Here is a 14,091-nt window from a genome sequence, read left to right as displayed (position 1 = left end):
GGGTGCCCCTGCATGGCCCTCGTGCAGTGCAGGGACACCCGTCGCTCCTAGGTGGTCCCGTCTTTTGAGGGCCGCCGGGGAGCGGTGTTCGTTGTGGGAGCGAAGTTCGGGCGGGTGTCTTGTGCCGGAGGGGTTGACTGCATGGTGAGTGTTTCGTCGGCATGCTGGTTTGTGGTGCTCCCGGACCGGTCGTTGCCGTCGGGCTTGTCAGCGCGGCTGCGGGAGCGAGCCACCGGGGCCGTGTTGTATCCATCGGGGCGGGCCTGGCTGCTGGGTTCGTGGGCGGCGGATGAGATGGCCGTGGCGTCGGCGGGTGAGCGGCTGCTAGCCGTTGTCGGCACGTCCTCGACCACCGCCGCCGATCTGATGACCCGGCTTAAGAGCATGGGTGTGGACGCGGACCTGGAGGCGGCGCTGCACGGAGTGCAGGGCAGTTTTCATGTGGCCGCGTGGCTGGATGGGCGTGGATATGTGCGCGGTAGTGCCTCCGGGGCCCGCCGCCTGTACCGGGCGGAAGTAGCAGGGGCGACAGTGTGTGCGGACCGGGCGAGCACGCTGGCCTGGCTCACCGGCGGCACACCGGACATCGCCCAGCTCTCCGCTCGTCTCGCCGCCCCGTATCTGCCCTACCCGCTGGCCGACGCCGCGATGTGGAGTGCAGTGGAGAGCGTCCCGCCGGGGGAGGCGCTGAACCTGGAGCCCGACGGGGGCTGCCGTAGGTCCGTGTGGTGGAAGCCACCGCCTGCAGAACTTCCCCTCGCCGAAGGGGCATTGCGCCTGCGCGAGGCCCTGTGCGGTGCGGTGGCGCTGCGTGTGCGCCCCGGGCAGGTGCTCGGAGCAGATCTGTCCGGTGGCATGGACTCGACCTCGCTTTGCTTCCTGGCCGCTGAGGCCGGAGCGTCGCTGGTCACCTCGACCCTGCACTGGAAAGGACCTGGCAACCAGGACCACCACTACGCCGCGTACGCAGTAAAGCACCTTCCTCGCGTCGAATCCCTGGTCTTCCCCTCGGACGAACTGCCCGCCTGCTTCACCGGTTTGGACGAGCCCCGCGATCCCGGGCAGGAGCCCGCGGGGACGCTGCGCGACCTGTCCCGGCGGCAGCATACGGCCCGCGAGATGCGTGCCCGGGGAGCCGTGCTCCGTCTCTCGGGATCCGGTGGCGACCACATGGTGGTGCCCCCCTCCTCCTACATCCACGCCCTGCTGCGCCGCAGTCCACACACGGCGTTGCGGCATGCGGCGGGTTTCAAGGCGCGCTCGCGGTGGCCGCTCGGGGCAACGGCGCGCATGCTGCTGGGCGCGGCCCCCTACCCGTCCTGGCTCACCACGGCGGGAGCCCTGTTACGGATGCCCGTAGTGGAGGCGACCGAGCCCCAGACGTGGGGGGGCGCGGCCAGTGCTTCCCGTGTGGGCGAGCGAGCAGGCCGCTGACCAGCTCGCTGCGCTGTTGGTCTCCGCCGCCGGCCGGACACGGCCACTGGCGGCCGACTGCGGCCGGCATGCCTGGATCCACCAGATGCGCGAAGCCGGACGGATCGCAGGACTGCTCCGCGACGCCGAAACCTCGATAGACCTGCCGGTGGACAGCCCGTTCTGCGACGACTCGGTGATGAACGCCTGCCTGGCCGTCCGGCCCGAGGAGGCGGGCGGTCCCCGGTCCTACAAGCCGCTGCTGGCCGCGGCCATGGACGGCCTGGTCCCTGCGTACCTCCTGGCCCGCACCACCAAGGACCACTGCGGCCCCGACTGGTACCACGGGCTGAAGGCCCACCGCCGCCAGCTCACTGACTGGGCTGACACCTCGCACCTGGTCGCCGCTGGCATCGCCGACGAGAACGAGCTGCGACGCGTACTACTTAACCCCGGACTGCCGAGGAGCGGGGGCGGCCCACATGAACTGGAGAACACACTGGGCACCGAGGCGTGGCTGCGCGACCTGGCGGCCCACCCCGTTCCCGCCCACCTCACCGCCCGCCACCCCCAGGAGGAGGACCCCGTTGATACGGCTACGCTCTGATGTCTCCAGCTGTTCCACCGAGGACGGCATGGTCCTGCTCGACGAATGCAACGGTCGCTACTGGCAGCTCAACGCTACCGGCGCGACCGTCCTTCGGGCCCTCCTGGGCGGCGCCACCCCCCAACAGGTCTCCGAGCAGCTCACCGCCGCCCGCCCCGTCACCGGCGAGCGTGCCGCCGCCGACGTCGCGGCCCTGATCGACCACCTCACCCGCGCCGGGCTGACGGCGGACGCCCGGTGAACCAGGTCCTCGACACCGACGGGATCCGCCCTCCGCTACGTCGCCGTATCACCGCCTGCTCGGCGGTAGCCGCGGCACGGCTGCTGGCCTACCTTCCGCCCAAGCGACTGCAAGCCGTCCTGCGCGTGGCACGGCGTGGAGCCGGGCCCGCCGACTACACCACCACTCTCCAGGCCCGCCAGGACGTAACAGCCGTCAGCGTCCTGTGCTCCGGCCGGTACTGCCTCCAACGTTCCCTGGCAACCGCCCTGTTGTGCCGACTGCGCGGCACGTGGCCGACCTGGTGCACCGGCGTACGCACCCCGCCCTTCGCCGCCCATGCCTGGGTCGAGGCCGACGGCCAACGCGTCGGTGAATCCGAGGACGCCGCCACCTACCGGACCATGCTCACCGTCCCCCCGCGCTGAAAATCCGGCGCCGGGGCAGTGCGAGTGTGGTGCGTTGTTCGGGGGTGAGTTTGTCCCGCCTCACCTTGACGTTCGATAGCCATACCTCGAGTCGGTGCTGGATCGGCTGCTCCTGGCCTTCCACTGTGAGTTCTTCTGCGTGGTTCCTGGGACGCGGTGGTGGCCTTCGCGGGCGATGTACTACGACGCGAGGGCAGCAATGCCCCGCTGGAAGGCCGCTGCCGCCTTCCCCGACGCCTTGGCGCCCTTGTCTGCCGGGCCTGGTCGCGGCTCACCACTGCACGGTCATGGCCGCATCCCGATTTCGGCGTGTGACGTGAGCAGCCGCGGCCAAAAGTCACGCATGGCCGGTTCATGCCCGTCCAGCTGCGCAAGGCGGGTGGCCAGCCGGTGACTGCGGCGTGCTGGTCGGTGAGTTCGTCCAGGCGCGTGAGGGAGAGTCGCCTGGTCGCCGGTTCGCACCGCGCCTTGGGGCGGCTGATCGAGTGGATTTCGTGATTAACCGGGTGACTGGCCGAGCGATTGGCTCTTCCTGAGGAGACGCTGATCCAGGGGCGGATTAGCAGAGATTGACTCTGCTGAAAAGACCTGAGTGGACAGGAGTTGCTGTAGCCCATGCCTATGCTCGTCATCGAAGGGCACTACAAGATCGTCAGGACTTCCCCAGACGGGGACTCGGTACGTTTCTATCCGAAGGACCCTAAGCACTGGAAGCTGGTCGAGGGCTCACATCGAGTCCGCACCAACCGCTCCGGCGGCGCCCAGCTGCGCCTAGACGGCATCGACGCCCTCGAAACCCACTACCCGGTACGCCACGGCCCTGTTGTTCACCAGCCGCAGGAGTTCGCTGAAGGCGCCGCCAAAGAACTACTCAAATGGCTCGGCTTCAAGAACGTGAAGCGTAATGGGGAAACCGTCACCAGCGCTCAACCGGCCCAGGGCGTTGCCGGCTACATCCTGACCCGCGGCGCAGACAAGTACGGCCGCTGCGTGGCACTGGTCGGCAAGGGAAAGGCTCCGGGGACCAGTGGCAGCAACATCGTGGTTGACGCAGCCATCCTCAAAAAGACCGCGAACTACCACCAACTCACCATGGGGCTGGCCTACCCCACTTACTACACCAATCTCTACGTCGAGCTGCGTGACGAGATGACCGACGCAGTGACAACAGCCTTCAGCTCGAACAGCGGCCTGTGGCCACAGGACGTCACCGAGAGCGGCGCCAAGATCAACAGTCTCCAGGACTTGACTGACCACCTCGTGATCATGCCCAAGCTGTTCCGGCGGCTCGTGGACTACATCGTGCTCAACGACGGCAGCACGGACCTGGGCGGATTCAAGGACTTCCTGGATGCCCGCAAAGACCGCCTGATCATCCTCTCTGAGGGAAAGGTCACCGGATTCAGCACCGTCATCGATACCCCCAACCGCAACACGGTACGGCTGAACCACTCCCCGGAAGACCTGGTCTTCCAAGAAGCATGAGTATCACATAGATCAACAATGCCTCCTGCGTGATGACGGCGCCCCGTCTTCGACCATGACGACACACCTCCGGAGCACTCACCGGCCTGGAGTCATATCGGGGCCCTGTCCAGGTGAATCGAGCAGTGAAGAGCGCGCCACCGAAGGATGAACAAGCGTCTCGTCGTCATAGTGGGAAATCCTCTGAGCTCTCTGAGCAGAAGGCATCCGGGGGAAAGGACACCGATGGCGACTTCGATTCAGGGGCTGACGTACCTGGAGCTCTTCTTCGACGAGAACGGTGCTCCTTAGGCAACAGGTGAGGCGGATCTGGTGACGGCCGTCCGCGCAGCCGCCGTCGCCCCGGGGTCCGAGGTCTGCAACGTCTTCTTCATGACCCATGGCTGGAACGCCGGTGAGGAATCCGCGCGGGCTCTGTATCAGCACATGTTCCGCCTGCTCGCGAGCATGCTGGGCCAGCACCTTCCGTCCACGATCGCGGTCGGAGTGTTCTGGCCGGCCCGAGTGCTGTCGGAGGACGACCCGGCCACGGCCGTCTCGGTACCTGGCGTGAGGGACGGCTCCGCGCCGGAGCTTGCAAAAGTCTTTCCCGGCCAGCAGCAGCATCTCAACACGGTCATTCACGCCGTGGCCTCGGGGCAGCCGGTGTCCGGCGCCGGAGGCGTCTACCAGCAGGCCCGCGCACTGGTCACCTCCGACCCAAGCCCCCTCGGCTCGCAGTACGACGAGGATGCGGTGCTGGTCCGGGCCAAGGGGCTGCTCGGCGCGGACATCGACAAGTTCGTCGACCACGTCGCCGGCGACGCCTTGGATGTCGTCCGGATCTTCACCTACTACGAGATGAAGAACCGGGCGGGTGTCGTGGGCCAGCAGGGCCTCGGCCCGCTGGTGAGCCGACTCGGCCAGCACGTGCCCCAGGTCAGGGCCCACCTCATGGGCCACAGCTTCGGCGCGCGGCTCGTCGCGCATGCGCTGGTCGGGCTCGCACAGAACCAGGGCCCAGACGACACCAGCCCGGTCAAATCCCTGATGCTGATTCAGGGAGCCTTCTCCCACTTCGCGTTCGCTCCCGCGGTCACCTACGCCCCCAACCCTGGCACGGGCGGCGCGCTCGCCCACTTCACCGCCATGGTCGACGGCCCCCTGCTGGCCACTCCAGCGCGGACCGGGCCCTGGGCGAGTGGTACCCGATGGCGACCATGCTCCAGCACGAGGACTTCGCCCTGCTCGATCACCCGGCCTACCGCTGGGGCGCAATGGGCCACGACGGCTTCCAGCAGGCGAACGCCATCCAGACCCCGCCCGTGTCCCAGGGCACCCCGTACAGCTTCACCAAGGGCACGTGCTACCGCCTTGACGCCAACGCGGTGATCAACGCCGACCAGTCACCGTTCTCCGGTGCACACAACGACATCTGCCACCCAGAGGTCCTCTGGGCAGCCGCCAGCGCTGCGCAGCTGACCTAGGGCCATTACCAGGGAACAGGGACCAGTTCGACCACCTGACCTGCTGAAACGCTGCTCTTCGGCGGATTCGGCAGCCGCAAAGTCACTGACATTGAGGCTTTTTTCAACTTGATGTTGAGGCGTGGTGAAGGACGAGGACGGCCTTCACGATGTCGGTGATCCGGGTCGTGCTGCAGCGGAGCATCGCCAGCTGATGTAGCGGCGGATCATGCTGCCCTGTTCCTTGTGGCTCGCGTGGTCGGTTCCGTCGAGGGTGAAGTAGCGCAGGGCGGTGAACTGGGCCTCGATGCGGTTGAGCCAGGAGCTGTTGGTCGGTGTGTAGGCGAGTTCCACGTTGTTCGCCGCGGCCCAGTCGCCGACTCGGCGGTCTTTCTTCGTGGTGAGGTGCGGGGAGAAGTTGTCGAGCACGATCGCAATCCGGATCTTGGGCGGGTAGAGGCTGCGCAGATAGCGGCAGAACTCCAGGAACCTCACCCGGTGCTTCCTCGGCTTGACGTGCCCGTAGAGCTTGTCCTTGCCCAGGTCCAAGGCGGCGAAGAGGTGTCTGACCCCGTGCGGGCGGGTGTAGGTCGCCCGCCTTCGGGGCCTGGGCTCCCGGCCGGGGTCCTTGTGCTTCCCACCACGCTCGGCCCACTGACGTCCAGAGCGGGGCTGGAGGTTGAGGGGGCCGAATTCGTCCAGGCAGAAGATGACGTCAGGCTCGCCGTCCTCGGGTATGACCTCGCCGTCGGCAAGGGCGTAGAGGTGCTCGATGCGGGCCTTCTTGGCGGCATAGTCCGGGTCGCGGGAGGTCTTCCAGGTCTTTATCCGTTGAAACGACACGCCCTCCTCACGGAGCAGGACCCGCAGGCCCTCATGGCTGATGTCGTCGACCACCCCCTCGGCGACCAGGAAGTCGGCCAGCTTGACCAGGCTCCAGGTCGAGAACGGCAGACCGTGCTCAGCCGGCCTGGACTTGGCGGTCTTCTTGATCTCACGCCGCTCGGGCAGGGTGAACACCCTGGGGCGACCGCCCCGGTACTTCGGGTAGAGCGAGTCGAACCCGTCGGCATTGAAATTGTGGATCACATCCCGCGCCCGGTCCGCGCTGGTGAACGTCACTTCGGCGATCTTCACCACGGACATGCCCTGCGCGGACAGCAGCACGATCTGTGCCCGCCGCCAGGTCACCACCGACCCGCTGCCCCTGCGGACGATCCGCAACAAGCGCTTCCCCTCATCGCCATCGATCTCACGGACCCGTACTCGTTCTGCCACCGCAACAGCCTGACGGCGCGGTGTTCAGGCGCGTAGCGGGACGCTTGTGATCTCTTTCCTGGCGCGGCGGCGGACACCGATCGGTAGCTGTGGGGCCGACTGCTCGATCTCTTCCCACTCGGACGACGTGACGTCGACGTCTGTCTCGGTCACCTGGTCCCGGTTCGCCAGCCGCAGTTCGACCTGTCGGCGGAGCGTCGCGTAGCGCACAGCGGCTGCTCGGTGGCGCGAGGCGAGTTCGGGATAGTTCCAGACCAGTTGCCCGGCACTGAGCGCGGCTGTCAGCAGACTGGAGGCGCCGGCCACCACACGAACCCCGGTGAGGCCGGAGGCCGAGAGAGAGGCGAAGAGCGTTGTACCGACGACCGCGGACAGCATGGCTGTGGTGATCCCGGTGATGCGGTTCCAGTGATCGAATCGCTCCGAGGCGATGTTGTGAGCCACATGGAGCATCTGTAAGCCCCGGGCCCAACGCTCCAGTATCTCAACGTGGTCCGGAGCACCGCCATCTTCCACCGCGTGCCCCCCGACTCGGCAGCCGCCCCCCAGTGCGCTCCCACCATCCCGCCCGACTGGGAAGCGACTGTCAAGAGCGCACCGCAGGTCGCCGTCTCGTCGTGGGGCGTGTCGCCGTACATCAAGTCCCCCAATTGCATGGGCTTGCGAGGCGGAGGGCGAACATTGCCTGATGCGGCACTAGGTCGTAGTGCGAGCGCGTTCGAGCACGCGGTACACCGTGGCTCGGCTGACGGAGAACAGTTCGGCGAGGTCACCAGGCCCATGCCGACTTCGCCGCCCTCACCGGCGGCGAAGTTCCTGAACCCCGCGCAGAGGCCAAGGCCCTAACGACACGTTGAGTTACTTGTCACTTCGCAGCAGCTTCGGGAGAACAGGGCCAAGGCCGTGGTCTGTCGGGGTGGCGCGGCCGCTGCGGATGCGACTTCGCGACACGAGGTGAATACTTAGAGCGCATATTCCATCGCCCAAGGTTACTATCCCTTGGGGGGCAACCGACAATGCGGAGGCACCTCATGCCGAGTGACAACGATCCGACGCCATCCCCGGTCAGCAGCAACGACATCGCGGCCTTCGCCGGCCGGCTCGCGGAATGGGGTGACTCCCTCTCACCGGCCGAGCGGTCGCTGGCCCAGGTGCTGGCCCAGTACGCCCGGGATCTGCAGCCCGAGGACGTCCGCCGCGGCCAGCTCGTCGCCGACCTCACCGAGGCGACGAAAAGCGTCGTCGACTCTGTCAAGGAGCGGTGGGGCGCGGAGGCCGACACGTGGGTCGAGATCGGGCCCATCTGGCAGAAGGCCAACCCCACCGCCCAGTCCAGAGACCAAATGGAGCTCGTCCAGTGGATCTACACCCGCCCGCAGCATTACTCGCCGCAAATTCCGGAATGAGCGGCGGCGACGTTGACCGCCAGACGATCAGCGCAGTCTCCACCGCCTCCTTCACCGCGGCAGTGACCCGCTTCGCCACCGGACTGTCCGATTCGGAGCGCCACATCCTCGCCGCAGCCCTCGACTCCGCCAAGGGGCCGTGGCAGCGGATGGCCGCACGGCCGGCCGAGGAACTGTTGGATCCGGCGGAAGCCCGGCTGCTGGACCGGCTGGTCGCGCGAGCCCACCGAGCGGAGGACTAGTGGGTCGCTATCTTGGCCTGATCGTCAAGGCAACACGGCTGTGCAACCTGCGCTGCTCATACTGCCACGACTGGCGCAGCGGACCGAACCAGACCATGAGCTTTCCGGTACTGGCCCGCTTGACCGCGCGGGCACTCGCTGAGCCCGCTCACGGTGCCGTCGAGTTTATCTGGCACGGCGGCGAACCGACCGTGCTGCCACGCTCGTTTTACGAGCGCGCGGTATATGCGCAGGCCCGGCTGCGTAGGCCCGGTCAACGGATCCGCAACTCCCTGCAGTGCAACGGCACACGCATCGACCGCGCGTGGGCCCGGTTCTTCCGGGAGTTCGAGTTCAGGGTCAGCGTTAGCCTGGACGGTCCGCCCGCGGTGCACGACCGCTACCGCCGCTACGTCTCCGGCCGCCCCTCCTTCGACGACGTCCGCCGCGGGTTGGACGTCCTGCGGGACAACGACGTCCCCGCCAGCGTACTGATGGTCATCGACCGGGACGCGATCGAGCTGGGACCTGACCCGATCTTCGACTTCTTCCTGAAGGAGGGGATCACCAGCTACGGCCTGCTCGCCGCCAAACCGACCAACCAGCCAGACGCACCACCCGGCACGCCGACGCCGCACTACGTAACCCCGGCCGAGATGAACCGGTTCCTGCAGACGTACTTCGACCGCTGGCTGGCCCACGGCGATCCGACCATCCGAGTCCGGGAGTTCGACGGCCTGCTGAACCGGCTCTCGGACCGGCGCTCCACCGTCTGCACGCTCGCGGGCGACTGTTTCGGCCGCTACTACCTGGTGGAGCCGGACGGCGAGGTGGCGCACTGTGACCTCTTCGTCGGCGACCCCGCGTACACGGTGGGTAACGTCCTGTCCGACTCGTTCACCTCGTTCCGCGACGGGCCCGCCCTCATCCGGCTGCGGGGCGCGAACGACCGCGCGCTCGCCGGGATGCGCGACTGCCCCGATTTTGCAGTGTGCAACGGGTGGTGCCCGCACGAGCGGTACATCGCCTCCCGGCACGACCCAGAATTCACAGCGGACTGCTGCGGGCTGCGCGAGCTCATCCAGCACATGCGGAAGCGCCTGGAGGTCCCTGCACCACTGCCACAGTGAGGATCGCTCCCCTCACTACCTGATTCGTGGCCCTGCAATGGGGCGGCGCGCTCGTCGGTGCGGCGCGGTGGCGCCGCGTGTCGCGGTCGGTGCGCTGCTTTGTTCCACTTGCGGCGATGTAGCTAACGGCTGTTCCGTTGTTGTCCGAAACCTGGCCGGGCGACCTGCGATCGGTCTACCCCACGGTGTACTGCGTGCCGCTCGCCGCGGCGGCGTGCGCGAACCGGCGTACGGCCTGGTGGACCGCGAGCAGGGCCCACAGCTCCTGTCGCACGGCCTCCGGGGGCCGCGACCGGAGCGGTCCGCCGGGCCCGAGGCCCGGCGTGGTGTACGTGGACGACTTTCTCACCGAGGAGGCGCTGGACGAGCTGTATCGGTTCTCTCTGGAGTCGACGGTGTGGTTCGGCAACCGCTACGCCCACGGCCGGCTGGGCGCGCTCATGCAGGACGGGTTCATCTGCCCCCTGCTCATGCAGATCGCCGAGGAACTGCGAGACGCCCTGCCTCGGCTCATCGGCAACCGATACCCGCTGCGTCAGATGTGGGGCTTCAAGTGCGGCCCACAAGTACCCGCTGACGTCACCACGCACGCGGACTTCGCCGCCGTCAACGTCAACTTCTGGGTCACCCCGGACAGCGCTAACACCGACGAGCACTCAGGCGGCCTGGTGGTGCACGACGTCGACGCCCCCTTGTCCTGGGGCTTCGACACCTACAACGGCCGCCAGGACCTGATCCGGCCGTTCCTGCAACGCCGACGGGCACGCAGCATGACCATCCCCTACCGGCAGAACCGGGCGGTGATCTTCAATTCCGACCTTTTTCACGCGTCGGACGCGGTCTGCTTCCGCCCTGGCTACGAGAACCTCCGCATCAACGTGACAATGCTTTACGGCGACCGCGAAGAGGAAGTCCACCATCCCCGGCTATCAGGACTCGGAACAGCGGGGGTCAGGCCGGCGTGGCGGTCTGCGGCATTCACACGCACGGGTATGAAAGGTGTCCATTCACGGGTGTCATGCGGTGGCGGGTAGCCAGGGGTTTCCGGTGAGGTCGCGGATGGCATCGAGAGGGCGGATGCCGTGCCCATGGGCGCTGGTCAGGTAGGAGCGCACGCGCAGGTAGTAGCCAAAGGTCCGGGGCGTGTGCCAGTAGCCGGAGACGGCCTGCCGCGCGGAAAGGGGCCCGCGACAGCGGGCACCTCGCCGCGCGGCCGACCCAACCGGCTGGCTCATGCACCACCGCGGCTTGGCCCACGACTACGAGACCCACCCTCACCGCTCCGAGGCGATGATCTACGTCGCCGTGATCCACCTCATGGCCCGCAGACTCATCAAAGAGTCCACACCCAGCTGGCGGGGCGCCTAGGAATCAGGATTCTTGGTTGGGTGCAGCCTGATCGCCCGTCAGAAAAGTCAGCATCAGCCCTGCCAGACCTGGTTCCACCTTGCCGCACGCGCACATGCCGGGAGTGACGCAAATAGCACCTCTGACCTGCATGTTTGTCGCCCAACCAGGGGCATCGTAGAGTCACTTCCCCCAGGGGCATGCAGGTGTAGTCCATGTCCCCGCTAATTACCTAATTAGAAATTAGCGAAATGCACAACGTTCTTCGCACTCTCGAAGAAGAGTATCAACTCAGGTAGAACTCTACTCTATTGGCAAATTGATGACCTCGCTGGCGCCACGAAACCATCGCCAGATGGGACGGAGTTCGCGCCGAGAGGTCAGCAAAATGTCAGCATCGTTCCGCTGTACGCAACGTGTCTCGTCGAACACGGAGCGTCGAGCTGCGGGCGGAGCAGCTGCTGATCGCCAACGGCCGCCGACCGGTCACCGCAGGGCTGAACCTCGATGCGGTCGGCGTGAAGACTTCCCGTACATCTCGCGGCGGTCCACTCTGCGATGCGGCGAAGCGCATTCACAGCCGGTGGCGAGCGATCGCGCATGGTGTGCAGCTGCATGGACAAGGTGGGGATCGTAGAACGCAAGCTCCCGGGGAGAGTCGGTCAGGAGGGGATGCCGGCGGAGGGCCGGCGGGTGTCAGGTGAGGATGAGGGGGCGCAGGGTGCGGTGGGCGATGCGCAGGCCGTCTTTGACGTTCTTCTCATTGCCGCTCCAGACCGGGTCCTCGTGTTCGACGGAGAGCACGCCGGTGAAGCCGCCCTCGTAGAGGGTGTCGAGGATGCGTCGCCAGTCGATGTCGCCGAGTCCGGGGATGCGGTGCCGCCACCAGCTGTTGCCCCACGGGTCGTCCCACTCAATGCTGTCGGCGGTGCGCCGCGGGGCGAAGTCGCTGAGACCGGGGATGCGGTGCGGCCACCAGCTGTTGTCCCACGGGTCGTCGCGCTCGATGCTCTTGCCGAAGACGCCGTGGCGGTTGCGGCGCACCGGGTCGAGCTGGGTGTCCTTGGCCTGCGCGTGCGGGATGTGGTCGACGTAGGGGCGGAGCGCCTCGACGGGGTCGATGCCCTGCCAGATCAGGTGCGAGGGATCGTAGTTGAGGTAGAGGCCGAGCGAGAACATCCACTCCCACAGCTCGGGGGAGTAGGCGAGGTTGCCCGGGTAGCCGTCCGGGTGCCACCCCGCCATCAGGCAGTTCTCGATGATGATCTTCACGCCGCGTTCGCCCGCGTAGTCCACGAGCGGCGGCATCACCTTCTCCGCCAGTGCGATGTTCTCCCTGACCGAGCGGCCGGGGTCGCGGCCGACGAAGGTGCCGACGTACGGGACGCCGAGCAGTGACGCCGCATCGATGTTGTGGCGCAGGTGCGCCTCGATCTCGGCGCGGCGGCACTCGTCGGGATGCAGGTTGTTCTCGTAGTACGCGAAGGCCGACAGTTCGAGGCCGTACCGGTCGAAGAGCGCGCGCACCCGGTCGGCTTCGGCCTCGCCGAAGCGGGCCACGTCGAGGTGCGCGGCCGCTGAGTCGCGGGAGCCGGTGGCGGGCCAGGTGGCCACCTCCAGTGCCTGGTAGTCGTGTTCCGCGGCCCAGGCCGCGATCTCGTCGAGAGGCAGGCCGGGCAGGCATGCAGTGAGGAAGCCGAGTTTCATCTGGTCAGTTCACCTTCGTCCAGGGTCGGTTGCGGGCCAGCGGCGAGCACCGCGTCGGTGAGTGCTGCGGCGCGGGCGCGTCGTAGCACGTGGGATACGTACGGGGCCGTGGTCGCTCGTACGGCTGCGTGCACCTCGCGGACACGGCCGGTGAAGCAGTCGTGGCAGCCCATGAGATGGCCGTCGGGGCGCACGGAGAGCCGGGGCGCCACGTTGGAGAGGACGATGGCGTCGCGCGGAAGGTGGGGGGACTTGCGGGTGCCGACGGCCAGGCCTTCCGGGTTCTCCGTTCGGGCAGGGACACCGGGTAGGGCGCCAGCCAGTCGTCTGAGCCCTTCCGATGGCCGTCGGCATGCGGTCGGCGAAGTGCACTACAGGGAGCGGTGTTTCATGGGAGGGGCGCCGGACTCCGTTGATGGGAATCCGGCGCCTGAATCCTCCTCAGTGGGGTGTGGCCGGGCTTCGCAACGGAACACCCAGGTCAGGGTGACCCGTCAACTCATGTGCGATTTACCATGATTGCGGAGTCTTGCGACCGCCTGCGGTTGCGGAGGCGTACCGCGATGACACCGCCGGCGAGCGCGGCCGCCACTACTCCCGAGGCGCCGAATTGCATGGGGGCCGAGGACGGAGATGACGGTTTGGACGCCGGACCGAATCCGCCGGCCAGTCCTTTGCGGTCATACGCGGACCCCGGCATCTTGTCCGCGTAGCGGCTGTGTACCAGCTTCTGGTACGCGGCGAGCGTCACCGTCCGCTTGCCGCGCAACCCCGAGGATGCTTCCCGGTTGAGCGGTTCGACGATGCCGTTCTTCAGGCGGTACCAGGCGTGGATCTGCGGCTCGGTGAAGACCTTTGAGCGGCCCGTGGCCTGCTGGCCATAGGTGATATCGCTGTCGCCGTCGCGCACGGCCGTCAGGTGCCAACTTCCGCTGCCACCACCCGCCTTGGCGGTGGAGGAGAGCAGGACCGTGGCCTTGTGCCCGCTGGCGTCGTTCGCCCGGGAGGCCAGGTACGACAGGCGTGTCACGTTGCCCGCGCTGGGCGTCGTTTTCCCGGTGACGAATTCGGGTGCGAGCTCGTACAGCGCAACCGGGTCCTTCAAGCTCAACGCCTGCTGGTCGCTGCGTTCCCCAGGCGCCGTCGGCGCCGCCGCACCCGAGCCGCCGTCGGCGCCGGCGTTCGCCGTCGCGCTGAGGAATCGGGAGACGGTGGTGTGCACTTGCCGGGACTGGAGCACCTTCCGTGCGCCCTGGTAGTCGGGAATGCCGCTCGGGCCGTCAGCTGCCTGAGCCTGGCCGCACAAGGCGGCGGAGAGCAGGGTCGCCGCCGCGCCGAGGGAAAGGGCGAGACGAGTAGCACTTCGCTGCACAGAAATTTCCTTGCCGCTCATTTCCGCCCGCC

The 14,091-nt window shown here is 67.2% G+C and carries 14 protein-coding genes and 4 pseudogenes; 11 read left to right on the top strand and 7 right to left on the bottom strand.

Going from position 1 to position 14,091, the window contains the following annotated elements; translation table 11 throughout:
* Positions 1-300: 300 nt before the first annotated feature.
* From B1H19_RS31425 to B1H19_RS31405, 6 genes are all read left to right on the top strand, one after another.
* A complete protein-coding gene (locus tag B1H19_RS31425) occupies positions 301-1,434 on the top strand; it encodes an asparagine synthase-related protein (RefSeq protein ID WP_159028181.1) in 1,134 nt (377 codons plus the stop codon).
* A complete protein-coding gene (locus B1H19_RS40070) occupies positions 1,409-2,020 on the top strand; it encodes an asparagine synthase-related protein (protein ID WP_107426202.1) in 612 nt (203 codons plus the stop codon). The genes B1H19_RS31425 and B1H19_RS40070 overlap by 26 nt, the downstream gene beginning before the upstream one ends.
* Positions 2,001-2,261, top strand: coding sequence for a lasso peptide biosynthesis PqqD family chaperone (locus tag B1H19_RS31420; protein WP_237289616.1), 261 nt, complete (start codon positions 2,001-2,003; stop codon positions 2,259-2,261). Before B1H19_RS40070 ends, B1H19_RS31420 begins: the two co-directional genes overlap by 20 nt.
* Positions 2,258-2,668, top strand: a complete 411-nt coding sequence (locus tag B1H19_RS31415; RefSeq protein ID WP_083108091.1) for a lasso peptide biosynthesis B2 protein — start codon at positions 2,258-2,260, stop codon at positions 2,666-2,668. Before B1H19_RS31420 ends, B1H19_RS31415 begins: the two co-directional genes overlap by 4 nt.
* 615 nt (positions 2,669-3,283) lie before the next feature.
* Positions 3,284-4,153, top strand: coding sequence for a nuclease (locus tag B1H19_RS31410; protein WP_083108089.1), 870 nt, complete (start codon positions 3,284-3,286; stop codon positions 4,151-4,153).
* A 312-nt stretch (positions 4,154-4,465) separates the two neighbouring features.
* On the top strand, positions 4,466-5,524 hold the full coding sequence (locus tag B1H19_RS31405; RefSeq protein WP_083108088.1) for a hypothetical protein: 1,059 nt from the start codon (positions 4,466-4,468) through the stop codon (positions 5,522-5,524).
* A 198-nt stretch (positions 5,525-5,722) separates the two neighbouring features.
* Here the strand turns inward: B1H19_RS31405 and B1H19_RS40900 are convergent.
* The 4 genes and pseudogenes from B1H19_RS40900 to B1H19_RS40895 all read right to left on the bottom strand — a co-directional run.
* Positions 5,723-5,809, bottom strand: a pseudogene (locus tag B1H19_RS40900) (IS5/IS1182 family transposase); the annotation flags it as partial.
* A pseudogene (locus B1H19_RS31400) lies at positions 5,788-6,876 on the bottom strand (IS630 family transposase); the annotation flags it as partial. The pseudogenes B1H19_RS31400 and B1H19_RS40900, both read right to left, overlap by 22 nt.
* Before the next feature lie 24 nt (positions 6,877-6,900).
* Positions 6,901-7,392, bottom strand: coding sequence for an SLATT domain-containing protein (locus B1H19_RS31395; protein WP_159028180.1), 492 nt, complete (start codon positions 7,390-7,392; stop codon positions 6,901-6,903).
* A 180-nt stretch (positions 7,393-7,572) separates the two neighbouring features.
* Positions 7,573-7,647 (bottom strand): annotated as a pseudogene (locus B1H19_RS40895) (helix-turn-helix domain-containing protein); the annotation flags it as partial.
* A gap of 260 nt (positions 7,648-7,907) precedes the next feature.
* Between B1H19_RS40895 and B1H19_RS31390 the strand changes: the two are divergent.
* The 5 genes and pseudogenes from B1H19_RS31390 to B1H19_RS38210 all read left to right on the top strand — a co-directional run.
* Complete coding sequence (locus B1H19_RS31390; RefSeq protein WP_083108082.1) at positions 7,908-8,282, top strand: hypothetical protein; 375 nt, start codon at positions 7,908-7,910, stop codon at positions 8,280-8,282.
* Positions 8,279-8,524 carry a hypothetical protein gene (locus B1H19_RS38960; protein ID WP_159028179.1) on the top strand — a complete coding sequence of 82 codons (246 nt, stop codon included), beginning with the start codon at positions 8,279-8,281 and terminating at the stop codon, positions 8,522-8,524. Before B1H19_RS31390 ends, B1H19_RS38960 begins: the two co-directional genes overlap by 4 nt.
* Positions 8,524-9,633 carry a radical SAM/SPASM domain-containing protein gene (locus B1H19_RS31385; RefSeq protein WP_159028178.1) on the top strand — a complete coding sequence of 370 codons (1,110 nt, stop codon included), beginning with the start codon at positions 8,524-8,526 and terminating at the stop codon, positions 9,631-9,633. Before B1H19_RS38960 ends, B1H19_RS31385 begins: the two co-directional genes overlap by 1 nt.
* Before the next feature lie 332 nt (positions 9,634-9,965).
* Positions 9,966-10,667 carry a hypothetical protein gene (locus tag B1H19_RS31380; protein ID WP_203237269.1) on the top strand — a complete coding sequence of 234 codons (702 nt, stop codon included), beginning with the start codon at positions 9,966-9,968 and terminating at the stop codon, positions 10,665-10,667.
* A gap of 190 nt (positions 10,668-10,857) precedes the next feature.
* A pseudogene (locus B1H19_RS38210) lies at positions 10,858-11,001 on the top strand (IS5 family transposase); the annotation flags it as partial.
* 675 nt (positions 11,002-11,676) lie between these two features.
* Here B1H19_RS38210 and B1H19_RS31370 read toward each other — a convergent pair.
* The 3 genes from B1H19_RS31370 to B1H19_RS31365 form a co-directional block, all read right to left on the bottom strand.
* Positions 11,677-12,687: a sugar phosphate isomerase/epimerase family protein gene (locus B1H19_RS31370; protein ID WP_083108076.1), complete on the bottom strand. Its 1,011-nt coding sequence runs from the start codon at positions 12,685-12,687 to the stop codon at positions 11,677-11,679.
* On the bottom strand, positions 12,684-12,899 hold the full coding sequence (locus tag B1H19_RS38955) for a hypothetical protein (protein ID WP_159028177.1): 216 nt from the start codon (positions 12,897-12,899) through the stop codon (positions 12,684-12,686). The genes B1H19_RS31370 and B1H19_RS38955 overlap by 4 nt, the downstream gene beginning before the upstream one ends.
* A 287-nt stretch (positions 12,900-13,186) precedes the next feature.
* Complete coding sequence (locus tag B1H19_RS31365) at positions 13,187-14,080, bottom strand: hypothetical protein (RefSeq protein WP_159028176.1); 894 nt, start codon at positions 14,078-14,080, stop codon at positions 13,187-13,189.
* Positions 14,081-14,091 lie beyond the last annotated feature (11 nt).

Origin of the sequence: Streptomyces gilvosporeus (assembly GCF_002082195.1) — a bacterium.
Lineage (GTDB): Bacteria > Actinomycetota > Actinomycetes > Streptomycetales > Streptomycetaceae > Streptomyces > Streptomyces gilvosporeus.
The sequence above is the reverse complement of the archived record's forward strand: the minus strand, read 5'-3'. Positions and strand labels throughout refer to the sequence as shown.

Coding starts and splice junctions, on each gene's coding strand:
- B1H19_RS31410 (WP_083108089.1), top strand. CDS start 3,284: ATGCCTATGCTCGTCATCGAAGGGCACTACAAGATCGTCAGGACTTCC.
- B1H19_RS31390 (WP_083108082.1), top strand. CDS start 7,908: ATGCCGAGTGACAACGATCCGACGCCATCCCCGGTCAGCAGCAACGAC.
- B1H19_RS38960 (WP_159028179.1), top strand. CDS start 8,279: ATGAGCGGCGGCGACGTTGACCGCCAGACGATCAGCGCAGTCTCCACC.
- B1H19_RS31370 (WP_083108076.1), bottom strand. CDS start 12,687: ATGAAACTCGGCTTCCTCACTGCATGCCTGCCCGGCCTGCCTCTCGAC.
- B1H19_RS31365 (WP_159028176.1), bottom strand. CDS start 14,080: ATGAGCGGCAAGGAAATTTCTGTGCAGCGAAGTGCTACTCGTCTCGCC.